Annotated in this window: 18 protein-coding genes and 1 pseudogene; 10 read left to right on the top strand and 9 right to left on the bottom strand. The window is 73.8% G+C overall.

What is annotated here, in order from left to right:
- Positions 1–26: 26 nt before the first annotated feature.
- On the bottom strand, positions 27–1,586 hold the full coding sequence (locus Z164_RS0100540) for a CocE/NonD family hydrolase (RefSeq protein ID WP_024888801.1): 1,560 nt from the start codon (positions 1,584–1,586) through the stop codon (positions 27–29).
- Positions 1,587–1,735: 149 nt separating this feature from the next.
- The gene (locus tag Z164_RS0100535; RefSeq protein WP_024888800.1) at positions 1,736–3,013 is read right to left on the bottom strand and encodes an acetyl-CoA C-acetyltransferase; all 1,278 of its coding nucleotides are present in this window, start codon (positions 3,011–3,013) and stop codon (positions 1,736–1,738) included.
- 86 nt (positions 3,014–3,099) lie between these two features.
- On the opposite strand from Z164_RS0100535, the gene Z164_RS0100530 reads away from it, so the two are divergent.
- Entirely contained in the window at positions 3,100–3,981 is an 882-nt protein-coding gene (locus tag Z164_RS0100530; RefSeq protein WP_024888799.1) for a hypothetical protein, read from the top strand.
- Between the two features lie 270 nt (positions 3,982–4,251).
- Here Z164_RS0100530 and Z164_RS0100525 read toward each other — a convergent pair whose 3' ends face one another.
- Both Z164_RS0100525 and Z164_RS0100520 read right to left on the bottom strand, forming a co-directional pair.
- The gene (locus Z164_RS0100525) at positions 4,252–4,875 is read right to left on the bottom strand and encodes a superoxide dismutase family protein (protein ID WP_024888798.1); all 624 of its coding nucleotides are present in this window, start codon (positions 4,873–4,875) and stop codon (positions 4,252–4,254) included.
- A 59-nt stretch (positions 4,876–4,934) separates the two neighbouring features.
- Positions 4,935–5,492 (bottom strand): superoxide dismutase family protein, encoded by a 558-nt coding sequence (locus Z164_RS0100520; protein ID WP_024888797.1) that lies wholly within the window; start codon positions 5,490–5,492, stop codon positions 4,935–4,937.
- Between the two features lie 171 nt (positions 5,493–5,663).
- Here Z164_RS0100520 and Z164_RS0100515 point away from each other — a divergent pair, with 171 nt between their 5' ends.
- The 4 genes from Z164_RS0100515 to Z164_RS19650 all read left to right on the top strand — a co-directional run bounded on the left by Z164_RS0100515 (position 5,664) and on the right by Z164_RS19650 (position 11,866).
- Positions 5,664–8,021, top strand: coding sequence for a Tex family protein (locus Z164_RS0100515; RefSeq protein ID WP_024888796.1), 2,358 nt, complete (start codon positions 5,664–5,666; stop codon positions 8,019–8,021).
- Positions 8,022–8,096: 75 nt separating this feature from the next.
- Positions 8,097–8,498 (top strand): hypothetical protein, encoded by a 402-nt coding sequence (locus Z164_RS0100510; protein ID WP_024888795.1) that lies wholly within the window; start codon positions 8,097–8,099, stop codon positions 8,496–8,498.
- Between the two features lie 276 nt (positions 8,499–8,774).
- Positions 8,775–11,234, top strand: coding sequence for a membrane-bound PQQ-dependent dehydrogenase, glucose/quinate/shikimate family (locus Z164_RS0100505; protein ID WP_024888794.1), 2,460 nt, complete (start codon positions 8,775–8,777; stop codon positions 11,232–11,234).
- The gene (locus Z164_RS19650) at positions 11,234–11,866 is read left to right on the top strand and encodes a TetR/AcrR family transcriptional regulator (protein WP_024888793.1); all 633 of its coding nucleotides are present in this window, start codon (positions 11,234–11,236) and stop codon (positions 11,864–11,866) included. The genes Z164_RS0100505 and Z164_RS19650 overlap by 1 nt, the downstream gene beginning before the upstream one ends.
- A 74-nt stretch (positions 11,867–11,940) precedes the next feature.
- On the opposite strand, the gene Z164_RS0100495 is transcribed toward Z164_RS19650, so the two are convergent.
- From Z164_RS0100495 to Z164_RS0100485, 3 genes are all read right to left on the bottom strand, one after another.
- Positions 11,941–12,948 carry a zinc-dependent alcohol dehydrogenase family protein gene (locus Z164_RS0100495; protein WP_024888792.1) on the bottom strand — a complete coding sequence of 336 codons (1,008 nt, stop codon included), beginning with the start codon at positions 12,946–12,948 and terminating at the stop codon, positions 11,941–11,943.
- A 67-nt stretch (positions 12,949–13,015) separates the two neighbouring features.
- Positions 13,016–13,981 (bottom strand): cation diffusion facilitator family transporter, encoded by a 966-nt coding sequence (locus Z164_RS0100490; protein WP_024888791.1) that lies wholly within the window; start codon positions 13,979–13,981, stop codon positions 13,016–13,018.
- Between the two features lie 44 nt (positions 13,982–14,025).
- The gene (locus Z164_RS0100485) at positions 14,026–14,895 is read right to left on the bottom strand and encodes a LytTR family DNA-binding domain-containing protein (protein WP_024888790.1); all 870 of its coding nucleotides are present in this window, start codon (positions 14,893–14,895) and stop codon (positions 14,026–14,028) included.
- 133 nt (positions 14,896–15,028) lie between these two features.
- On the opposite strand from Z164_RS0100485, the gene Z164_RS0100480 reads away from it, so the two are divergent.
- Positions 15,029–16,270 (top strand): acyltransferase family protein, encoded by a 1,242-nt coding sequence (locus Z164_RS0100480; protein ID WP_024888789.1) that lies wholly within the window; start codon positions 15,029–15,031, stop codon positions 16,268–16,270.
- Between the two features lie 28 nt (positions 16,271–16,298).
- A pseudogene (locus Z164_RS21605) lies at positions 16,299–16,451 on the top strand (type II toxin-antitoxin system RelE/ParE family toxin); the annotation flags it as partial.
- Positions 16,452–16,563: 112 nt separating this feature from the next.
- Here Z164_RS21605 and mnmG read toward each other — a convergent pair.
- Both mnmG and Z164_RS23605 read right to left on the bottom strand, forming a co-directional pair.
- Positions 16,564–18,456, bottom strand: a complete 1,893-nt coding sequence (mnmG, locus tag Z164_RS0100470; protein WP_024888788.1) for a tRNA uridine-5-carboxymethylaminomethyl(34) synthesis enzyme MnmG — start codon at positions 18,454–18,456, stop codon at positions 16,564–16,566.
- Positions 18,457–18,913: 457 nt separating this feature from the next.
- Positions 18,914–19,534 carry a hypothetical protein gene (locus Z164_RS23605; RefSeq protein ID WP_024888787.1) on the bottom strand — a complete coding sequence of 207 codons (621 nt, stop codon included), beginning with the start codon at positions 19,532–19,534 and terminating at the stop codon, positions 18,914–18,916.
- A gap of 150 nt (positions 19,535–19,684) precedes the next feature.
- Between Z164_RS23605 and Z164_RS0100460 the strand changes: the two genes are divergently transcribed.
- From Z164_RS0100460 to Z164_RS0100450, 3 genes are read left to right on the top strand one after another with little or no spacing between them, the layout of a single operon-like run.
- A complete protein-coding gene (locus Z164_RS0100460) occupies positions 19,685–20,659 on the top strand; it encodes a pyridoxal-phosphate dependent enzyme (RefSeq protein ID WP_024888786.1) in 975 nt (324 codons plus the stop codon).
- Positions 20,650–21,279 carry a YdcF family protein gene (locus tag Z164_RS0100455; RefSeq protein ID WP_043688847.1) on the top strand — a complete coding sequence of 210 codons (630 nt, stop codon included), beginning with the start codon at positions 20,650–20,652 and terminating at the stop codon, positions 21,277–21,279. Before Z164_RS0100460 ends, Z164_RS0100455 begins: the two co-directional genes overlap by 10 nt.
- Positions 21,280–21,300: 21 nt before the next feature.
- A complete protein-coding gene (locus tag Z164_RS0100450; protein ID WP_024888784.1) occupies positions 21,301–21,735 on the top strand; it encodes a ketosteroid isomerase-related protein in 435 nt (144 codons plus the stop codon).
- Positions 21,736–21,901 lie beyond the last annotated feature (166 nt).

Raw genomic sequence — 21,901 nt, 5'->3', positions numbered from 1 at the left:
GCGCGCCCGACCGCCGGGGCGCGCCCTTACCGCAAGGGCACCCACAGCGTCGCCGGCGAGGCCAGCGAAAGTCCGCCCGCCAACGGGCTGACGCCGGCGTAGCGTGGATCGACGGTATCGACCACCAGCACCAGGCGCCGGCCCGGCCGCAGTTCCCAGTGGGTGGCCTCCAGCCGCAGCTCGATCCGCTGCGGTTGCCCGGGTTCGGCGTCGCGCAGGCTGTAGGGCTTGTGCGCGATCAGTTCGCCGTTGCCCAGCACGTCGACGCTGTAGAGGTAGGCGTACAGCGTGGTCTGCGCCTGCTCGGGCGTGGCGGTCAGCCGCAACCGCGGCATGCCCACCAGCCGGCGCGGGCGCCATTCCACCGGCCCTTCCCAGACCGCCGCCGCCCTGCGGCCGATGCCCGGGATCCACGCGGTCGGCGGCAGCTGCAGGCCCTGCAGGAAGCCGCTGACCAGGACCACGCCGGAATGCGCCAGCGTCGGCACCCCGGTCAGGATGCGGTGCGACCACGCGCCCGCAGGGGCCGGCCGCAACGCGCCCGTCGGCCACAGGCCCGCCGGACGCGACAGGTGATAGGCCACCTCGCCCGCCTCGACCTCGTCCCAGTCCGCGAACTCCGCCCACGCGCCGGTCTGCGAACGCAGCCGTACCGCCGGCCCCGTCTCGACGGCGGCGCCGCGCAGGTGGCGGTCGAACCAGCGCTCGACCGCATCGTAGATGGTGTTGGGCAAGCCCAGCGCGCCGGGCAGCTCGGTCGTCGCGTGGTCGCCGTGGACCAGCAGCAGTTGCTTGGGCCCGGCCAGCGCGCGGAAGAAATCGACCGCCTGCCCTGGCGGGAACAGGCTGTCGTTGAAGGCGTTGCCCAGCAGGATCGCCGGGCGGCTGGCGTTGAGCGCGGCCAGCTCGCTGGCGGGGCTGCGCTGCGGGATGCCCGGCAGCAGGCCCTGCACCGCCTCGTCGTAGCGACCGCCGAGGATATGCCGGGTCGCCGCGGCCAGTTCGGGGCCGGGCCGCCCGGTGAGCGCACCGGCGAGCACCAGCAGCTGGCCGCCCTGCACGCTGAAGGTGCGGTTGGCGTACAGCGACGCCTCCAGGTCGGCCCAGCCGCTGAGCGCGGCCACGGCGCGGATGCGCGGATCGCGCGCGGCCGCCAGCAGGCTGGTGCCGGCGCCGTAGGAGATGCCCGACGCGCCGATCCGCGCCGGGTCAGCCGGCGTGTTCGCCAGCGCCCAGTCGATGACCGCGCTGACGTCCTCGACGGTGGCCGCACCGGCGATGTCGATCTCGCCGCCGGAATCCCAGAACCCGCGCGAGGTGTAGCTGACCACCACGTAGCCGCGCGCGGCCAGCAGGCGGCCGCGTCCCACGTACTCCAGGCTCGGCAGCCCCCAGCTCGCCGGCATCACCACCAGCGGGAAGGGCCCCGGGCCCTGCCCCTCCGGCACCATGACCACCGCGCCGAGCTCGGTCCCGTCCCAGCCCGGGATCCGCTCGTGGCGGACACCGGACCCGGCCGCCGCGGCTGACGCCGACACGACGCACAGGCCCGCCCACAGCAGCAACGCACGCCAGATCCTCGTCATGCCGGCCCCTCCCAAGGACGATCAGTACGAATGCGTATGGCGGGCCGACCGTACCACCGCGCACGGCGCGGCGGCAAGGTCGGGCGCAGCACACCCGGGCGCAGCGATCGCGGGCGTGCGGGCACCGGCGGTGCGGTGGGGGAGAAGCCTCAGCGCTCCAGGATCGCCACCACGCCCATGCCGCCGGCGGTGCAGATCGAGATCAGGGTGCGGCCGCCGCCGCGCTCGGCCAGGTGCTTGGCGGCGGTGGCGACGATGCGCGCGCCGGTCGCCGCGAACGGGTGGCCGGTGGCCAGCGACGAGCCCAGCGGGTTGATCTTCGCCGGGTCGATGCGGCCCAGCGGCGCGTCCAGGCCGAGCCGGTTGCGGCAGTAGTCCTCGCTCTCCCAGGCGCGCAGGGTGCACAGCACCTGGGCGGCGAAGGCCTCGTGGATCTCGTAGACGTCGAAGTCCTGCAGGGTGAGGCGGTTGCGGCGCAGCAGCTCGGCCACCGCCACCGTCGGCGCCATCAGCAGGCCCTCGCCGTGGACGAAGTCCACCGCCGCCACCTGCGCGTCGCGCAGCCAGCACAGCGGCGCGTGCCCGTGCGCGCGCGCCCAGTCCTCACTGGCCAGCAGGCAGGCCGAGGCGCCGTCGGTCAGCGGGGTGGAGTTGCCGGCGGTGAGCGTGCCGCGGCCGGAGCTGCGGTCGAAGGCGGGCTTGAGCGTGGCCAGCTTCTCGATCGAGGTGTCCGGGCGCAGGATGTTGTCGCGCTTGACCCCGCGGAAGCTCACCACCAGGTCGTCGAAGAAGCCGCGCTCGTAGGCGGCGGCCAGCTTGTGGTGCGAGGCCACCGCCAGCTCGTCCTGCGAATCGCGCGAGATGTTCCATTCCTTGGCCATGTCCTCGCAGTGCTCGCCCATCGACTTGCCGGTGCGCGGCTCGGCCACGCCGGGGAAGTCGGGCTTGAGCTCGCGCAGGCGGAAGCCCTTGAACGCGGCCAGCTTCTCCTTGGTCGTCCTGGCCGCGTTGGCCGCCAGCAGGCGCCGGCGCAGCGCGCGGCCGTAGACGATCGGCACGTCGGAGGTGGTGTCGGAGCCGCCGCCGATGCCGGCCTCGATCTGCCCGGCGGCGATCTTGTTGCCGACCACGATGAGCGAATCCAGCGACGTGCCGCAGGCGCGCTGCAGGGTGATGCCCGGCGTCAGCGGCGACAGCCCCGACGACAGCGCCGCCTCGCGGCCGAGGTTCCAGTCGCTGGAGTGCTTGATGACCGCGCCCATCGCGACCTCGCCGAGCTGCTGCCCGTGCAGGCCGAACTTCTCGACCAGGGCGCCGAGGGTCCGCACCGACATGCCGAGGTTGCCCACGTCCGCATAGGCGGTGTTCTGCCGACAGAAGGGAATGCGGACGCCACCCAGTACGGCGACGGGACGACCTGACGGCATCGGATCACCTCGCGGAAAAACCCGTCGCGCATGACGGGCATAATGCGGTCGAGTTTAACGCTGCCGTCTGTGGACGGCCAATCACGATGACGGACTCCGCGCTGAATCCCTCCACGTCCGTGCTCGGCGCGCTCGCGCTCGAGCTTTCGGCCGATGCCGCCCGCGGCCGCGACGCGCTGCCGCAGCGCGAGGCGGGCGCGCTGGCCGAGCGCATCGCCGGCGACCTCGCCGGCTTCGACGGCGAGGCCGCGCAGCTGGATCTGGTGGTGGTCGGCGCGCATTACGACCCGGTCGAGCTGCTGCGCCCGGGCTGGCCGCTGCACCACGAGCTGGACCATCTGGCCGCGCGCGCGCCCGGCGAGGCGGGCGGCCGCATCATCGCCTTCGGCACCCACGAAGGTCGCCTGCCCGGCGCGCTGGCGCCGTCGGCCGACTATGCCGGCGGCCCGCTGCGCCTGCTGCCGCTGGTGCTGTCGGGCGAGGCGGAGGTCGCCGCCGCGGTGGGCGCGCGCTTCGAGCGCGAACTGATGGAGCGCGGCATGGCCGGCGCCGGCACCGCGCTGCACGCGCAGGACGCGTTCGGGCTGGCGATCGAGCACGCGCGCTACCTGACCCTGCACGACCTGCTGGCGATGACCGCGATGCAGTACGAACACGCGGGCCTCGCACCGCTGTGGCCGGTGCTGGAGACCGCGCTGCTGTCGCCGCAGGGCGAAGCCTGGCTGGACGCGCCGCCCGAGCCGCTGGTGCGCTATGCCGGCGGCATGGCGCACATCGCGCTGTTCTCGCCGGCGGCCTGGCGCGAGCGCTACGCCGGCGACGAACGCGACGAGGCGCGGCTGCTGCGCGCGCACGCGCACTTCGAGGCGCGGCAGCGGCAGTTCGACGCGGTCCTGCGTGCGCACGGCGTGGCGGTGAGCTTCGACCACTGCCCGCAGGACGTCGATCCGCACGCCGCGGTGCGATAGGACGTATCGACAGCCGACCCGCAGCGCCGGAGCCGTCCCTGCTCCCGCAAGCGGGCCCATGCTGTCCCTTCTCCCGCAAGCCGCAGCGCCGGATGAGGGCACGTTCGCACGCCTGCGGCGTGCGCCCCCATCCGCCTTCGGCACCTTCCCCCGCTTGCGGGGGAAGGAAAAAACAAGGTGCTCCCCGCTTGCGGGGGAAGGAAAAAACAAGGTGCCCCCCGCAGGCGTGGGAAGGGAAAAAGCAGATCGCGCCGCGGGCCGGGGCCGGCGTCAGGCGCCCGCTTCGATGACGCCGCAGGCCAGGCGGCCGCCGGCGTCGCCGGTGGGCTGGGTGGTGTAGTCGTCGGGCTTGGCGTGCACGATCACGCCCTTGCCGACGATGTCGGTCGCAGCACCGTCGCCCAGGGTGGCGCCCTCCAGGCGGCGGTCGACCACGGCGATGCCGGCCGCGGTGGCGACGATGTTGTCGCTGTCGCCGGCGTGGTGCTCGCCGTGCCCGACGCGGCCATGCGCGCTGGAGGCGGGATTGAAGTGGCCGCCGGCGCTGCTGGCGTCGGGCGCGCTGCAGTCGCCGGTCTCGTGGACGTGGAAGCCGTGCTCGCCGGCGCCGGGCAGGCCGGTGATCTCGCCGGTGATGCGGATGCCGCCGTCGACCGCCTCGAACTGCAGCGTGCCGCGGACCTCGTTGCCCTCGGTGGGCGCCAGGGTGGCGCTGGCGGTGCGCCCGGCGTCCGCCGCCGCGGCGGGGTCGGTCGGCGTGGGCGCCAGCGGCGCGCTGTCGGGCGCGGCCGGCGGCTGCGCCGCGGGATCGGCGCTGGCCGGCGCCTCCGGCTCGGACTGCGAACAGGCGGCCAGGGCCGCGAGCAGCGGGGCGATCAGCAAGGTCTTGCGCATGAGGGGCTCCGGCAAAGGATGGGACGCGTAGCTATACCCCAGAATGCGTTTCACCGCCGTCAGCGCGTCGCCCGGATCGGTCCGCAGGCCACGCGCGCACCGAACGCGCCCGGGGTGGCGCCCATGACCACCAGCGCGCGCCCGGCGATGTCGTTCGCCGCGCCGCCGCCCAGCACCGCGCCGGGGATCAGCAGATCGACCCGGGCCACGCCCTCGGCGTCGGCGACGATGCGGTCGCGGTTGCCGCCTGCCGCCACGCCGCGCTGCTCCGCGCCGGCGGCCGGGTCGAAGTAGCGACCTGCGCTGCTGGCGTCGGCGGCGCTGCAGTCGCCGCGCTCGTGCACCTGCAGGCCGTGGGCGCCGTTGCGTACCAGCCCGCCGATCTCGCCGCGCACGCGCACCCCGCCCTCGGCCGGCACCAGCGTCACCCGCCCGCTGACCAGGCTGCCGGAGGCGGAGGCCAGCGCCGCCACCGCCTCCTGCGCGGTACCGACGGCGGCCAGGCCCGGCGCCGGCGCGGCGGCGGCGTCCGCGGCGGGCGGCGGGGAGGCGGGACGCGGCGCGCTGGCGCAGGCGGCGAGGAGGAACGGCAGGACGGCGGCGAGCGTGCGGCGCATCGGCGGCTCCGGGCGGTCTCGGGGGGGCACCAAGATACCGCCGCCGAGCCCGGTCGCGGCTGAAGCGGCACGGCCGTCGGGCGAAGCGGCCGGCTGTCAACGGGTTCCGCCCCGCCGCATGCGTTGCCACAATCGCCGGCCCCCGGCCCCGCGCCGCCCGCGAAGTTCCCGATGCCGCCTTCCGCTCCCGCGCTCGCGCGCAAGATCGCCCAGACCATCGCCGAGGAGATCGGCGCCCAGTCCGCCCAGGTGCAGGCCGCCGTGGGCCTGCTCGACGAAGGCGCGACGGTGCCGTTCATCGCCCGCTACCGCAAGGAGGTCACCGGCGGGCTCGACGACACCCAGCTGCGCACGCTGGAAGTGCGCCTGACCTACCTGCGCGAGCTGGAGGACCGCCGCGCCGCGATCCTGGCCAGCATCGAGGAACAGGGCAAGCTGACCGATGCCCTGCGCGGCGAGATCGAGGCCGCCGACAGCAAGGCGCGGCTGGAGGACCTGTACCTGCCGTACAAGCCGAAGCGGCGCACCCGCGCGCAGATCGCCCGCGAGGCCGGGCTGGAGCCGCTGGCCGACAGCCTGCTGGCCGACCCCTCGCAGGTGCCCGAGGCCGCGGCCGCGGCCTTCGTCGATGCCGACAAGGGCGTGGCCGATGCCAAGGCGGCGCTGGAAGGCGCGCGCGCGATCCTGATGGAGCGCTGGAGCGAGGATGCCGCCCTGCTCGGCGAGCTGCGCGGCTGGCTGGAGGGCTGCGGGGTGATCCGCTCGAAGGTGGTCGAGGGCAAGGAAGCGGCCGGGGAGAAGTTCCGCGATTACTTCGACCACGCCGAGCCGCTGGCGAAGATCCCCTCGCACCGTCTGCTGGCGCTGTTCCGCGGCCGGCGCGAGGAATGCCTGCAGCTCGACCTCGACCCCGGCGCCGATGCCGAGGCCGGCCATGCGCTGGCGGAATCGAAGATCGCCCTGCACGCGGGCGTCCACGACCGCGGCCGCCCGGCCGATGCCTGGCTGCGCAACGCCTGCCGGCTGACCTGGCGCGCCAAGCTGCACCTGCACCTGCTGATCGACCTGTTCAACCAGGCCCGCGAGAAAGCCGAGGCGGAGGCGATCGCGGTGTTCGGCGACAACCTCAAGGACCTGCTGCTGGCCGCGCCGGCCGGGCCGAAGGCGGTGCTCGGCCTCGACCCGGGCCTGCGCACCGGGGTCAAGGTGGCGGTGGTGGACGCCACCGGCAAGCTGGTGGCCACCGATACGATCTACCCGCACGAGCCGCGCCGGCAGTGGGACGCCTCGCTGGCCGTGCTGAAGAAGCTCTGCATCGCCCACGGCGTGCAGCTGATCGCGATCGGCAACGGCACCGCCAGCCGCGAGACCGACCGCCTGGCCGGCGAACTGCTGAAGCTCGCGCCGGAACTGAAGATGCAGAAGATCGTAGTCAGCGAGGCCGGCGCCTCGGTGTACTCGGCATCCGAACTGGCGGCGAAGGAATTCCCGGCCCTGGACGTCTCGCTGCGGGGCGCGGTGTCGATCGCCCGGCGCCTGCAGGACCCGCTGGCCGAGCTGGTCAAGATCGAGCCCAAGGCCATCGGCGTGGGCCAGTACCAGCACGACGTGGACCAGTACAAGCTGGCGCGCGCGCTGGACGCCCGGGTGGAGGACTGCGTGAACGCGGTGGGCGTGCACGTCAACACCGCCTCCAGCGCGCTGCTGGCGCGGGTGGCCGGCGTCTCGGCCGGGGTCGCCGAGAACATCGTCGCCCACCGCGACGCCCAGGGGCCGTTCAAGCGCCGCAAGGACCTGCTGAAGGTGCCGCGGCTGGGCGAGAAGACCTTCGAGCAGTGCGCCGGCTTCCTGCGCATCGGCGACGGCGACGAGCCGCTGGACGCCTCGGCGGTGCACCCCGAGGCCTACCCGGTGGTGGAGCGCATCGTCCAGGCCACCGGCCGGCCGATCCGGGCGCTGATCGGCGACAGCGCCTTCGTGCGCACGCTCAAGCCCTCCCAGTTCACCGACGAGCGCTTCGGCGAGCCGACCGTGCGCGACATCCTCAAGGAGCTGGAGAAGCCCGGCCGCGACCCGCGCCCCGAGTTCAAGGCCGCGCGCTTCGCCGACGGGGTGGAGGACATCAAGGACCTCCGGCCGGGCATGGTGCTCGAAGGCGTGGTCAGCAACGTCGCCGCGTTCGGCGCGTTCGTCGACATCGGCGTGCACCAGGACGGGCTGATCCACATCTCCGCGCTGGCCGACCGCTACGTCAAGGACCCGCGCGAGGTGGTCAAGGCCGGCGACATCGTCAAGGTGAAGGTGCTGGAGGTGGACGTGGCGCGCAAGCGCATCGCCCTGACCCGGCGCCTGGAGGACGCGCCCGCGCCCGAGGCCCGCGACGGGCGGGGCGAGGGACGCGGCTCCGGGCGCGAGGCGGGTCGCGGGCCGCGCGACGGCCGTGGCCGGCCGGGCGGCGCGCCGCGCCCGAGCGCACCGCCGGCCAACAACGCGCTCGCCGAGGCCTTCGCCCGCGCCAGGCAGAAGTAGCCGCCGCCCGCGGCCGGACCGGGCGCAGCGCCCCGGTCCCGCCGCGCCTTCCACCCCGATCCGACGGAGCCCGCCATGCCCACCCTGAACACCCTGCACCGCCACGTTCGCGGCATCGCCGTGCTGGCGATCCTGATCGCCATCGCCACCTGGGCGCTGGATCTGTCGGGCGCGGTCTACACCTGCCCCTACTGCCGCGTGCAGCGCTCGACGATCGGCCTGCTCGGCCTGCTGATGCTGCTGCCCGACCTGCGCCACTGGCTGGTGCGCTGGCTGGCCGCGGTGCTGGCGACGCTCGGCGCGGTCGTGGCGGCCATGCAGCACTTCAACCACTGGAAGCGCATCAGCGCCGGTGAGTTCCGGCTGGCCGAGGCCTGGTACGTGGACCCCTTCCTGCTGTCGGGCGCCGCGCTTGGCATCATCGTCGGCCTGTTGCTGCTGATCTATTCCTGGCCGGGGCGCGGCGCCGACCGCTGAGCCGGCGCGGTCCGGCACGGCCGACGCGCAGGCCCGGCGCCGCCCCGCCGCCACGTCCGCGGCGGCGGGCGCGGGCGTAGCGTCGCGGTCCTGCGCACCACCGCAGCGATGCGGCCCTGGGATCCCCCACGGCGGCCTTTCGCATCGCGCGGCTGGCGGCACTGGCGCGGCCGCGCCGACACCTGTACTGTACAGTACAGTACCGACCCTTCGGCCCGCCTCGCCAGCGCCCCTCCGGGCCCGCCACGCCGGCCTCCTCCTGCATAGGTGCACGACATGAACGCACTCGATCCGGCGCCCGAGGGCGCCTCGTCCGGCTGGGCCCTGCGCGCGTTCGGCGCGGTCCTGGCCCTGATCGGCCTCGCGCTCGCCGGTGGCGGGCTGTACCTGGCCGTCCTCGGCGGTTCCTGGTACTACCTGCTGGCCGGCATCGGCCTGGTGGCCGCCGGCGCGCTGTACGTGCGCCGCCGCCCGGCCGCGGGCTGGCTGCTGGCCGCCATCGCCGTGGCCACCGTCGCCTGGTCGCTGTGGGAAGTGGGGGCCGCGTTCTGGCCGCTGGTGCCGCGGCTGGCGCCGTTCGTGGTGCTGGCGATGGTCGGCGCGCTGCTGCAGCCCTGCCTGACCGGCGGCCGCGGCAAGGCCGCGAGCTGGAGCCTGGCCGGCGTGCTCGCCGCGTTCGGGGTGTTCGCCCTGTGGTCGATGACCCAGCCGCACGGCGTGGTCCGCAACGACCAGCCGCCCGCGCCGATGGCCGGCGCCCGGGTCACCGCCGATCCGTCGCGCTGGCAGCACTACGGCAATTCGCCCGCCGGCACCCGCTACGCCGACCTCGCCCAGATCGACCGCGACAACGTCGGCGATCTGCAGGTGGCCTGGACCTTCCGCACCGGCGAATTCGCCGAGGGCGCCTCGGAGCAGCAGAACACGCCGCTGCAGGTCGGCAACCTGCTCTACACCTGCACGCCCGAGAACAAGGTGTTCGCGCTGGACGTGGACACCGGCGAGGAGGTCTGGCGCTTCGACGCGAAGCCGGCCGAGACCCGCACCTGGAACCGCTGCCGCGGCCTGGGCTACTACGCCCCTGACGAAGTGGCCGCGCCCTACCCGTTCGACGAGGACGCCGAATGGCGCGCCCGTCACGTCGCCGGCGCTGGCGCCGATGCGGTGGATGCCGCCGCGGCGACGCCGCAGTCCTGCGCGGCGCGCATCGTGCTGACCACGATCGACGCCCGCCTGATCCAGCTCGACGCCGCCACCGGTGAACCGTGCACCGACTTCGGCGACAACGGCCAGGTGGACCTGTCGGTCGGGCTGGGCGACATCAAGCCCGATGTGTACTGGTACTACCTGACCTCGGCGCCGACGGTGGTGCGCAACCTGATCATCCTGGGCGGCTGGACCTTCGACGGCCGCTCCACCGACGAGCCCTCGGGCGTGGTCCGCGCGTTCAGCGCCGACAGCGGCGAGCTGATCTGGGCCTGGGACCTCGGCAACCCGGACATCACCAAGCTGCCGCCGGAAGGCGCGTTCTACACCCGCTCGACCCCGAACGTGTGGTCCACGCCGGCCTTCGACGAGGCGCTGGGCCTGGTCTACCTGCCCACCGGCAACCAGCAGCCGGATTTCTGGGGCGGCGCACGCCCGGACCTGACCGAGAAGTACTCCAGCTCGGTCGTCGCGCTCGACATCCGCACCGGCCGCGAGCGCTGGACCTTCCAGACCGTGCACCACGACATCTGGGACTACGACGTGCCGGCGCAGCCGGCGCTCATCGACCTGCCCGACGGCAGCGGCGGCACCGTGCCGGCGCTGGTGCAGCTGACCAAGCGCGGCCAGATCTTCCTGCTCGACCGCCGCGACGGCACGCCGCTGGCCGAGGTCGAGGAGCGCCCGGTGCCGCAGGGCGCCGCCGAGGGCGACTGGGTGGCGCCGACCCAGCCGTATTCGACCGGCCTGCCGGCGCTGGGCGCCGATCCGCTGACCGAACAGGACATGTGGGGGGCGACGTTCTTCGACCAGCTGTACTGCCGCATCGCCTTCAGGAAACTCAACTACCAGGGCGAATTCACCGCCCCGAGCGAACAGCCGACCCTGATCTACCCGGGCTACTATGGCGGCTTCAACTGGGGCAGCGCGGCGATCGACGAGCGCACCGGCATGCTGTTCCTCAACGACATCCGCATGCCCCAGGTGGTCACCCTGATCCGCCGCGAGACCGTGGACGTGGCCTCGCTGACCTCCGGCCACGGCGTCGGCAGCACCTACCCGATGGAGGGCACCCCGTTCGTGATCGACCACAAGGCCTTCAACTCGCCGCTGGGCGTGCCCTGCCACGCGCCGCCGTGGGGCGTGTTCGCCGGCGTCGATCTGGTCCGGCGGGAACTGGCCTGGCAGCGCCCGGCCGGCTCGGTGCGCGACGTCAAGCTCAACGGCATCCGCCCGGGCTTCCCGGCCGAGGTCGGCATGCCGACGCTGGGCGGCGGCGTGATCACCGCCGGCGGGCTGGTGTTCTACGCCGGCACCCAGGATTACTACCTGCGCGCGCTGGACATCGACACCGGCGACGAGCTCTGGAAGGCCCGCTTGCCGGTCGGCGCCCAGGCCACGCCGATGACCTACGTGTCGCCGAAGACCGGCCGGCAGTACGTGGTGATCGCCGCCGGCGGCGCGCGCCAGTCGCCCGACCGCGGCGACGCCATCGTCGCCTACGCGCTGCCCGGCGCCGCCGCCGACTGATGGCGCCCGCCCGCCCGCCATCGCCGGCGCGCGGCGGATCGCGGCGCCGGCAACTGCTCGACATCGCCTGCGCGCAGTTCCTGGCCAACGGCTACGAAGGCACGTCCATGGACGCCATCGTGGCCGCGGCCGGCGGCTCGAAGGCGACCCTGTACCGGCACTTCGGCCACAAGCAGGCGCTGTTCGCCGCCTGCGTGGGCCATCTGTGCGACGAGTTCCTGGCCCGGCTGCAGGACATCGACATCGGCCAGGCGCCATTCGCCGACGGGCTGCGCGCGATCCTGATGGAACTGGTCGAGGTGGTCGGCTCGCCGCGCCACGTGGAGTTCTACCGGCTGGTCGTGGCCGGCTCCCGGGTACCCGGCGTGGGCGAGGCCTGGCACACCCACGGCCCGCGGGTCTGGCACCGGCTGATCGCCGACCTGCTCGAACGCCTGCGCGCGGCCGGGCGACTGCCGCCGGCGTGCCCGGTGCCGCTGGACATGCTGGCGGAAATGCTGTTCGACATGCTGCTGTCGCACCTGATCATCGAGACGGTCATCCTCGGCCGCCGGATCGACCGGCAGCGCGCGCAGGCCCGGGTGGACGCCGCGGTCGCGGCCACCGGCCGGGTCCTCGGCGTGCCGGACTGATCCGGGTCGCGCGGCGGGGAGCGCCCGCATGCGGCCCGGGCGGACGCGCGGCGCGCCGGCAGCGCGCACCCGGATCAGAACGCCAGCACGATCTTGCCGAAGTGGGCGCCGGCCTGCTGCAGGGCGAACGCCTCGGCGATCGCTTCCAGGGCGAAGCTGCGGTCGATCACCGGCGCGATGCCGGTGGCCTCGATGGCCGCGACCATGTCGCGCTGATGGGCGCGGCTGCCCACGATCAGGCCGGTCAGGCGCTGCTGCCTGGACATCAACTCGACGGTGGGGATCGGCCCTTCCATGCCGGTCAGGATGCCGATCAGCGCGATGTGGCCGCCGATCCGGCAGGCGCGGATGGTCTGCGGCAGCGTCGCCGGCCCGCCGACCTCGATCACGTGGTCCACGCCGCGGCCGCCGGTGAGATCGAGCACCGCGCGCGCCCATTCCGGCTCGCGCCGGTAGTTGAGGGTGTGGTCGGCGCCCAGCGCGCGCACGCGTTCGAGCTTCTCGTCCGACGACGAGGTCGCGATCACCCGCGCCCCCATCGCCTTGGCGAACTGCAGGGCGAAGATGGACACCCCGCCGGTGCCCTGCACCAGCACCGTGTCGCCGGCCTTGAGCGCGCCCTCGACCACCAGCGCGCGCCAGGCGGTCAGCCCGGCGGTGGTGAGGGTGGCCGCCTGCGCGTGGCTGTAGCCCTTCGGCGCGCGGGTGAACGCCTGCGCGGGCGCCAGCACGATCTCGCGCGCGTAGCCGTCCACGCCATCGCCGGGCACGGTGGCGAAATCGCCGACCGCGGGCGGGCCGTCGAGCCAGTGCGGGAAGAACGTGGACACCACGGCGTCGCCCACGGCGAAGTCCTCCACCCCCTCGCCCACGGCCTCGACCACGCCGGCGCCGTCGGACATCGGGATGCGCCCGTCGGCGGTCGGGATCATGCCCAGGGCGACCGCCAGATCGTGGTAGTTGAGCGAACTGGCGTGCAACCGCACCCGGATCTGCCCCGGCCCGGGCGCGCCGGGATCGGGCAGCTCGGCGAGGGCGAGGTTGGACAGGCCGCCGGGGGCGGCGAGACGGATGGCCTTCATGGCGTGCGTACCGTTCTTTGCAGGGCGCACCAGTCTAAGGGCCTGCCGGGACGTGGCGCGCGCGGCGTCAGTCGGCCCACTCGGGATCGGCGGTGAAGACGATGGTCAGCCAGCGGTCGGGGGTGTCGCCGCCGATGAGGTCGCCGATCTCGTCGCGCAGCCGGTCCCAGTACTCGACCGGCTGCGGCGCGCCGCCCGGCGGGACGATGAAGGCGAGCTCGATCTGCCGCCCGCGTCCGACCCGGGCCACGTAGGCGCGGTAGTCGAGGAACCCGTACCGGGCGACGATCTCCCGCGCCACCGCGTCCACCTGCGCCTTCAGGTCCGGCGGCGTCACCAGCAGGATGTCGGCCAGCGCGCGGCGGATCGTGCCCAGCGGCATCGGGATGATCGCCAGGCACACCAGCGCCAGCACGGTCGGATCGATGTAGGGCGAGATCCATGCCCACGCGGTGCCCTGCACGGCCAGGCCGAGGACGAACGCGACCAGCAGCGCCGCGGTGATCGCCGCCGACATGAACCACGCCTTGGCATCGAGCGCCACGAAGTCCGAGCGCAGGCGGCGGTTGGCGCGCAGGCCGAACACGCCCATGCCCAGGCAGATCAACAGGGTGACCGCGGCGTAGACGATGGCCTGGTCGAAATGCAGCACGCGCCCGCCGGTGAGGAACGCGTCCACCGCGTTGAGGAAGGCGTACACCGCCGCGCCGGTCAGCAACAGGCCGTTGGCCCCGAGGACCATGGGTTCCAGGTGCCAGAAGCCCATCGTGAAGCGCTCCACCAGCCGCCGCCTGACCCCATCGGTGGCGGTGGAGGTGGCGATCAGGTTCGACACCAGCAGCGCGACCAGGGTCATGACCCCATCGACCAGCGAATACACGCCGTCGAAGACGATGGCGAACGAGCCCGACAGCAGGCCGAACACGATGCCCAGCGCGGCGACCACGGCGGTGGCGGCGATCGACGCCCGCAGCACGCCCTGCTCGCTGCGCCCGCGCGCAGCGTCGGTCGATGGATCGGTCGATGCGTTCATGGGCGCCAGCCTGCCCGAGCGCGGGTCGCGGTGCCAGCCACGACTCAACCGGCCAGCGCGCGCAGCGGCTCTCGGTAGCGTCGGCTGCACGGCACCACGGTGCCGTCGTGCAGGTGGATGCGGGCATCGCCGCTGTCGAGCGGCTCGATCGAGGCGATCGCCGACAGGTTCACCAGGTGGCTGCGGTGCACGCGCACGAAGCGCGCCGGGTCCAGCCGCGCCTGCAGGTCGGACAGCGTGCTGCGCAACGGGTAGACCTTGTTGCGCACGTGCAGGTTGGCGTAGTTGCCGGCGGCCTGCACCCATTCGATGTCCGCGGCGGCGACCAGGAACTCGCGGCCGAGCTTGCGCACCAGGAAGCGCTCCGGCCGCTCCACCGGCTCCAGCGGCGGCGCGTCGTCGGGCGCCGACAGCAGCGAGGCCTCGCCCTGCAGGCGCCGGACCAGGATCCGGTAGCCGTGCATCAGCACCACGATGCCGAGGAAGGTGCGCGCGTCCTTGAGGTACTCGTAGAGATAGTCGTTGCCGAACGCGTACTCCAGGCCGTGCAGCCGGTAGACCAGCGCGCGCATGCCCACCATCAGGCCCACGTGCGACAGCGACCAGGCCACGCTCGCCAGCGCGTAGAGCGGCAGCCGCCGGACCCAGTTGTCCAAGTGCACCGGCCAGCGCGCGGTGAACCACGCCACGGCCGGCACCAGCGCCAGCAGCGCGACCGCGCTGCTGGTCTCCCAGGCCACGACCTCCCAGCGCGCGTAATCCAGGCCGGCGCGCTGCACGTCCATCCACGCCGTGGCGCTGTTGCCCACCGCCGACAGCAGGCAGGTGACCAGCCAGTAGCCGACCTCGAACGGGCGGCGGACGGACAGGAAGCGCTCGGCCGCGGAAGGCGCGGCAGGTGGGCTCGCGGACATCGCCGCATTGTAGGCAGCCGCGCCGTCATCCCGGCCCACCGCTCGTCCCCGCGGCGGATCGCCTCGTCCCCGCACCGCATCGCGGCGCGGCGGACGGCCCGAGGATGGCCGTCCCACCGCTCGCCGCGCCCCCATGCCCCGACGCCACGACATCGACGCCCTGCGCGTCATCGCCTTCGGCCTGCTGATCCTCTACCACGTCGGCATGGTCTACGTGGTCGACTGGGGCTTCCACATCAAGAGCCCGACCCTGCTGCCCTGGGTCGAGTGGCCGATGGTGCTGGTCAACCGCTGGCGGATGTCGCTGCTGTTCCTGATCTCCGGCCTGGCGCTGGGCCTGGTGCTGGCCCGGCGCGCGCCGGATCGGCTCGCCGCACGGCGGAGCTGGCGCCTGCTGCTGCCGCTGGCCTTCGGCATCGTCGCCATCGTGCCGGTGCAGGCCTGGTGCGAGGCGCGGATGCTCGGCACCTACGACGCCGGCTTCGGCGCCTTCCTGCTGCGCTATCTGCAGTTCCGCCCCTGGCCGGCCGGCACCTTCACCGGCGCCGAGTACGGCCTCACCTGGAACCACCTGTGGTACCTGCCCTACCTGTGGGCCTACACGATGCTGGTGCTGGCGGCGCTGCCGCTGCTGCGCAGGCTGGGCGGCGCCCGGCTGCGCGACCGGCTGACCGCGCGCGGGCGCTGGCTGCTGTGGCTGCTGCCGCCGGCCTGGTACCTGTTCGCCCTGCTCGTGCTCGCCCCGCGCTTTCCCTCGACGCATGCCCTGACCGACGACTGGTTCAACCACGCCCGCTACTTCGCGGCCTTCGCGTTCGGCGTGCTGATCGCCGACAGCGCCGCGATGTGGGATGCGCTGCGCGCGCGGCGCTGGCCGCTGCTCGCGGTCGCCTCGATCGCGGCCGGCGTCCACCTGGGGTTGCGCGCGATCGGGCGCCTGATCGATGCCGGGGTCCTTTCGGCCGCGCCCTTCCTTGCGCTGATGCCCGAATCGGGGTGGGACCTGGTGTCGGTCGTGACGCAGGCCGTCTACGGGTGGGCCGCGCTGCTGTCGCTGCTGGCCTGGGGCGCGCACGCGCTGAACCGACCATGGCCCGGCCTGGCCTACGCCAGCGAGGCCGTCTACCCCTGGTACGTCCTGCACCAGAGCCTGATCGTGCTGGCCGCGTACTGGCTGATCCCGCTGGGCCTGGGCCCGCTCTGGGAACCGCTGCTGGTACTGGCGATCACCGTGGCCGGCTGCGCCCTGCTGTACGAACTGGCGATCCGCCGCACGCCCTGGCTGCGGCCGCTGTTCGGCCTGCCGGCGCACGGTCGCGGCGGCGCACGGACGGCCGGGCTCGCGACGCGGCCAGCGACGGCGCACGCGAAGTGACAGAACGTCCGGGTTTCTTGCGGACGATTCCAAAGCAGGACGCGAACGCACCGAGATCACGCCTGCGGTGCGCATGCATCCGGTCGAATCGCGCATCGTGCTTTACCGGGCCGACGAAGACGGCGACCTCATGATCCTGCGTGTCCGCCACGGCCGGGAAAATTGGCTGCAAGGGGATTGAAAGCCGCGACGCCGCGGTGGCGTCCGCCGGCGGCGGGGCCTTGCGAGCGGGCGTGAGCGCGATACCCGGCGCCCCGCTCGCGGCACGCCGGCGTTCGCCAGGCCGTCGCCGCTCAGGCCGCGCGGCCGCGGCGGGCGCGCTCCAGGTGCACCAGCAGCAGGGAGATCGCCGCCGGGGTCATGCCGGGGATGCGCTGCGCCTGGCCGACGGTGAGCGGCCGCACGGTCTCCAGCTTCTGCCGCACTTCCGCCGACAGCCCGCGCACCTGGGCGTAGTCGAAGTCGGCCGGCACCGCGGTGCCCTCGTGGCGCTGCTGGCGCTCGATCTCGGCGCGCTGCCGCTCCAGGTAGCCGGCGTAGGCGGTCTCGATCTCGACCTGCTCGGCGACCTCGGCCGGGACCGGCGCGGCCGGTGCCAGCGCGGGCACCGAGACCAGCGCGGCGTAGTCCAGTTCGGGCCGGCGCAGCAGGTCCAGCGCGCTGGCCTCGCGCTTGAGCTCGATGCCCAGCCGCGCCACCGCCTCGCGGCCGGCGGCGTTGCCGGGCGAGACCCACAGGCCGCGCAGGCGCGCGGTCTCGCGCTCGATGGCCTCGCGCTTGGCCTCGAACCGGGCCCAGCGCGCGTCGTCGACCAGCCCGAGTTCGCGCCCGACCGGGGTCAGCCGCAGGTCGGCGTTGTCCTCGCGCAGCTGCAGGCGGTACTCCGCGCGGCTGGTGAACATGCGGTAGGGCTCGGCGGTGCCGTGGGTGATCAGGTCGTCGATCAGCACGCCGATGTAGGCCTGGTCGCGGCGCGGCGACCAGCCCGCCAGCCCGCGCACCGCGCGCGCGGCGTTGATGCCGGCCACCAGGCCCTGCGCCGCGGCCTCCTCGTAGCCGGTGGTGCCGTTGATCTGGCCGGCGAAGTACAGCCCGGCCACCTGCCGGGTCTCCAGCGTGGGCTTGAGCCCGCGCGGGTCGAAGTAGTCGTATTCGATGGCGTAGCCGGGCCGGGTGATGTGCGCGCGCTCGAAGCCGGCGATCGAGCGCACCAGGTCGAGCTGCACGTCGAACGGCAGCGAGGTGGAGATGCCGTTGGGGTAGATCTCGGCCACGTCCAGGCCCTCGGGCTCGACGAAGATCTGGTGGCTGGGCTTGTCGGCGAAGCGCACCACCTTGTCCTCGATCGAAGGGCAGTAGCGCGGCCCGGTGCCCTCGATCTGCCCGGAATACAGCGGCGAGCGGTGCAGCGCGGCGCGGATGATGTCGTGGGTGCGCGCGGTGGTGTGGGTGATCCAGCACGGCACCTGCCGCGGGTGGTCGCCGCGGCTGCCCATGAAGGAGAACACCGGGCGCGGGTCGTCGCCCGGCTGCGGCTGCATCGCCGCGTAGTCCAGGCTGCGGCCGTCGATGCGCGGCGGGGTGCCGGTCTTGAGCCGGCCGACCGCGAACGGCCGCTCGCGCAGGCGCGCGGCCAGGGTGGTGGCCGGCGGGTCGCCGGCGCGACCGCCGGCGTACTGGGTCTCGCCGACGTGGATGCGCCCGGCGAGGAAGGTGCCGGCGGTCAGCACCACCGCGGGCGCCTCGAAGCGCAGCCCGGTCTGGGTGATCGCGCCGCGCACGGCATCGCCCTCGATGACCAGGTCGTCCACCGCGGCCTGGAACACGGCCAGGCCCGGCTGGGCCTCCACCGCCCGGCGCACGAACGCGCGGTACAGGCCGCGGTCGGCCTGGCAGCGGGTGGCGCGCACGGCCGGGCCCTTGGAGGCGTTGAGGCGGCGCCACTGGATGCCGGCCGCGTCGGCCGCCCGGGCCATGATCCCGCCCATCGCGTCGATCTCGCGCACCAGGTGGCCCTTGCCGATGCCGCCGATGGCCGGGTTGCAGCTCATCGCGCCCACGGTCTCGAGGTTGTGGGTCAGCAGCAGCGTGCGCGCGCCGGCGCGCGCGGCCGCCAGCGCGGCCTCGGTGCCGGCGTGGCCGCCGCCGATCACGATCACGTCGTAGCGATGGAAAGCGTCGCGCATGCGGGCGGGCCGGCATCGGAGGGGCGGCGATTGTCGCATCGGCGACGGGTTGGCACGCTTCCTGCGAACGGATCACGTGCACCCGGCGCGGCAACGCCGAGGGGGCGTGGCTGGAGTGGAACAGGGCCAGCCGAGCGCAAACCGGGGAAGCGAAGGGGCCGGATGTCGGGGGACATCCGGCCCCTTTTTTCGCGCTTCGCCATTCGACGACCGCACCAGCAGGCCATCGGCGAGGCCGAGGCCGCGAACGCTCCGGCATGTCCTGCCGCAACGCCGCATCGCGGCCTGGACCGAAAGGGCGCCGATTCCCGGCGGGAGCGGAACAGGGGGGATCCGGAAGTCCCCCACCGGGAATCGACTCAGAAAACGTTCGCTGAAGGTCGCAATACGACGCTGGCCGTCAGTTGCGTCTAGCTTGCGTCGGCCCCGACGTCAGCGCAAGCCCCCGCCGGCGTTTTTATCGTTCGACATTGCGAACCCGGTCTCCATTCGGCACCCGGACCGGCCGTTCGACCGCCCGCGGCGCCATCGGGCGGGTGGGCGAGCGCACCGGGCGCGCGGCCGGCGGGCCGGCCGGGCGCGGGGCCGCAGTCTGCCCGCCGCCGCGCCACGGCGCCGACTGCGGACGCGCGCCCTGCGGGCGCGGCGCACCGACCGGCGGCGGCGAGGTGAGCCGCTGCGGGCGTTCGCGATGCTCGACGCGCTGGACGGCGTTGCCGAGATCGCGCCACGGCGGCCGGTTCGATCCGCCCTGCGGCGGGCGCTGCGGCGGGTGGCCGTGCCCGGGCGGATGCGGCCGCGGGTAGTAGTAGCGCGGCGGGTAATACCCATAGCCGGGACGGCCGTAGTAGTAGGGATGGCCGTAGCCGTAGCGATAGCCGGCGCCGCCCCACCAGCCGCCGTAGCGGCTGTAGCCGACGCTGCCGTAGGGCGTGCCGTAGTAGCCGGGATAGGCGCTGCCGCCGCCGCGGCCGTAGTAGTAGTCGCCGCTGCCGCCACGGTAGCCGTAGCTGACGCAGCCGCTCAGCAAGGCCGCGGCGAGGGCGGCGGCACCGAGGGCCAGAACGCGCAGTTTCATGATGACCGCCCCTGTCTGATCGGCCCCCAGCTTCCCGGCGGGCCATTGAATCCGTGCTTAATCCTGCCCGATCCCGCGCGCCGCGGCGAACCGCGGTACAGCGGGCGCCGCGCATGGCCGATCCGGGGCGGCTTCGGTAGGCTTGGTGCGATGCATCGTGCCGCGCCCGCCTTGCCCACCTTCGACGACGTGCTCGACGCGGCGGCGCGCATCGCCCCGCACGCGCACGCCACGCCCGTGCTGCGCTCCCGCGCGATCGACGCGCTGGCCGGCTGCACGCTGCACTTCAAGGCCGAGCACCTGCAGCGCACCGGCGCGTTCAAGTTCCGCGGCGCCTGCAACACGGTGTGGTCGCTGACCGGGGCCGAGGCCGCGCGCGGGGTGGTCACGCACTCCTCCGGCAACCACGGCGCCGCGCTGGCTCTGGCCGCGGCCAGCCGCGGCATCGCCTGCCACGTGGTCGCGCCGACCGACGCGGTGCCGGCCAAGCTGGCGGCGATCGCCGGCTACGGCGCCGCGCTGCATCGCTGCGAACCGACGCTGGCCGCGCGCGAGGCCGCCTGCGAAGCCCTGCAGCGCCGCAGCGGCGCCACCCTGGTGCATGCCTATCGGGATCCGCGGGTGATGGCCGGCCAGGGCACGGCGGCGCTCGAGCTGCTCGCCGCGGCCGGGCCGCTGGACGCGGTGGTGGTGCCGGTCGGCGGCGGCGGCCTGGCCGCCGGCACCGCGCTGGCGCTCGCCGGGCTCGCCCCCGGCACGCGCCTGGTGCTGGCCGAACCCGCCGGCGCGGACGACGCCGCGCGCAGCCTGCGCAGCGGCGTGCGGGTGCAGGCGCAGTCGCCCGACACCGTCTGCGACGGCCTGCGCACGCTGCTGGGCGCGCCCAACTTCGAGATCCTGCAGCGCGCCGGCGCCGAGTCGATCGTCGTCGACGACGCGGCCACGCTGGCGGCGATGCGGCTGATCTGGCAGCGCATGAAGCAGCTGGTGGAACCGTCCTCCGCGATCGCCTTGGCCGCGGTGCTCGCCGCGCCCGAGCGCTTCGCCGGCCTGCGGGTGGGCGCGATCCTCAGCGGCGGCAATGCCGACGTGCCGGCGCTGGTCCCGGACGGGCGCTGGCCGTGAACCGGCGCAGGCCCCGACGGTTGCTGCGCTGGACGCTGCGGCTGCTGGCGCTGGGGCTGCTGTGGCTGGCGGGCGTGGCCGGCTACATCCTGTGGGTCGGCGGCCGCGACGACGCGGCGCCGGCCGATGCCATCATCGTGCTCGGCGCCGCCGCCTACGACGCGCGGCCGTCGCCGGTGTTCGAGGAACGCATCCGCCATGGCATGGACCTGCACGCACGCGGGCTGGCACCGCGGCTGATCTTCACCGGCGGCTACGGCGGCGCCGGGGCGCGCTTCTCCGAATCCCAGGTCGCGCGCCGCTACGCGCTGCGCAACGGCGTGCCCGCGGAGGCGATCCTGATCGAGAGCGCCTCGCGGACCACGCGCGAGAACCTGCACGAGGCGCACAAGCTCATGCGCGAGCACGGGCTGCGGCGCGCGATCCTAGTCAGCGACCCGCTGCACATGGCGCGCGCGCTGCGGCTGGCCAGGCAGGAGGGCATCGAGGCGGTCGGCTCGGCGACGCCGACCACCCGCTTCCGCACCTGGAACGCCAGCTGGCGCTTCCTCGCCCGTGAGGTCTACTTCTTCCACCGCGACCACTGGTCGCAACTGACCGGCAGCCATGCGCTGCCCTGATCCCGGACGCGAGCGCGACAGATGAGCCCCGAAGCTGCCCCCCAGGACCGCGCGATCGCGCTGGTGACCGCCTACTACGCCGCCTTCAACCGCAGCGACCGCGACGCCATGCTGGCGCTGCTGGCCGACGACGTGGTCCACGATCTCAACCAGGGCGCGCGCGAGCGCGGACGCGCCGCGTTCGCCGCCTTCATGGCGCGGATGGACGCGCACTACGCCGAGCAGCTGCGCGACATCGTCGCGATCGCCTCGGCCGACGGCACCCGCGCGGCGGCCGAGTACGTGGTGCACGGCGAGTACCGCAGCACCGATGCCGGCCTGCCCGAGGCGAACGGGCAGCGCTACGTGCTGCCGGGCGGCGCCTTCTTCGAGCTGCGCGACGGGCGCATCGCGCGGGTCACCAACTACTACAACCTGCAGGACTGGATCGCGCAGGTCTCCGGCGGCGCGGCATAGCGCACGCCTAGGGCGAATCGACATTCGACCTGCAGCGTCGAAACTGTCCCTGCTCCCGCGCGCGGGCCCCATTGTTCCTTCTCCCGCTGGCGGGAGAATCTTGTTCTCACTTTCTCCCGCAAGCGGGACCATGCCGTCGCTTCTTCCGCAAGCGGGTGCATGTCGT

Origin of the sequence: Luteimonas huabeiensis HB2 (genome assembly GCF_000559025.1) — a bacterium.
GTDB lineage: Bacteria > Pseudomonadota > Gammaproteobacteria > Xanthomonadales > Xanthomonadaceae > Luteimonas > Luteimonas huabeiensis.
This window is presented reverse-complemented; position numbering and strand designations above follow the sequence as displayed.

What these genes read in the sequence shown, in the direction of transcription:
- Z164_RS0100535 (WP_024888800.1), bottom strand. Translation starts at nt 3,013, where the DNA reads ATGCCGTCAGGTCGTCCCGTCGCCGTACTGGGTGGCGTCCGCATTCCC.
- Z164_RS0100460 (WP_024888786.1), top strand. Translation starts at nt 19,685, where the DNA reads ATGCATCGTGCCGCGCCCGCCTTGCCCACCTTCGACGACGTGCTCGAC.
- Z164_RS0100530 (WP_024888799.1), top strand. Translation starts at nt 3,100, where the DNA reads ATGACGGACTCCGCGCTGAATCCCTCCACGTCCGTGCTCGGCGCGCTC.
- Z164_RS0100490 (WP_024888791.1), bottom strand. Translation starts at nt 13,981, where the DNA reads ATGAACGCATCGACCGATCCATCGACCGACGCTGCGCGCGGGCGCAGC.
- mnmG (WP_024888788.1), bottom strand. Translation starts at nt 18,456, where the DNA reads ATGCGCGACGCTTTCCATCGCTACGACGTGATCGTGATCGGCGGCGGC.
- Z164_RS0100450 (WP_024888784.1), top strand. Translation starts at nt 21,301, where the DNA reads ATGAGCCCCGAAGCTGCCCCCCAGGACCGCGCGATCGCGCTGGTGACC.
- Z164_RS0100480 (WP_024888789.1), top strand. Translation starts at nt 15,029, where the DNA reads ATGCCCCGACGCCACGACATCGACGCCCTGCGCGTCATCGCCTTCGGC.
- Z164_RS0100485 (WP_024888790.1), bottom strand. Translation starts at nt 14,895, where the DNA reads ATGTCCGCGAGCCCACCTGCCGCGCCTTCCGCGGCCGAGCGCTTCCTG.
- Z164_RS0100520 (WP_024888797.1), bottom strand. Translation starts at nt 5,492, where the DNA reads ATGCGCCGCACGCTCGCCGCCGTCCTGCCGTTCCTCCTCGCCGCCTGC.
- Z164_RS0100525 (WP_024888798.1), bottom strand. Translation starts at nt 4,875, where the DNA reads ATGCGCAAGACCTTGCTGATCGCCCCGCTGCTCGCGGCCCTGGCCGCC.
- Z164_RS0100495 (WP_024888792.1), bottom strand. Translation starts at nt 12,948, where the DNA reads ATGAAGGCCATCCGTCTCGCCGCCCCCGGCGGCCTGTCCAACCTCGCC.
- Z164_RS0100515 (WP_024888796.1), top strand. Translation starts at nt 5,664, where the DNA reads ATGCCGCCTTCCGCTCCCGCGCTCGCGCGCAAGATCGCCCAGACCATC.
- Z164_RS19650 (WP_024888793.1), top strand. Translation starts at nt 11,234, where the DNA reads ATGGCGCCCGCCCGCCCGCCATCGCCGGCGCGCGGCGGATCGCGGCGC.
- Z164_RS0100505 (WP_024888794.1), top strand. Translation starts at nt 8,775, where the DNA reads ATGAACGCACTCGATCCGGCGCCCGAGGGCGCCTCGTCCGGCTGGGCC.
- Z164_RS0100510 (WP_024888795.1), top strand. Translation starts at nt 8,097, where the DNA reads ATGCCCACCCTGAACACCCTGCACCGCCACGTTCGCGGCATCGCCGTG.
- Z164_RS0100540 (WP_024888801.1), bottom strand. Translation starts at nt 1,586, where the DNA reads ATGACGAGGATCTGGCGTGCGTTGCTGCTGTGGGCGGGCCTGTGCGTC.
- Z164_RS23605 (WP_024888787.1), bottom strand. Translation starts at nt 19,534, where the DNA reads ATGAAACTGCGCGTTCTGGCCCTCGGTGCCGCCGCCCTCGCCGCGGCC.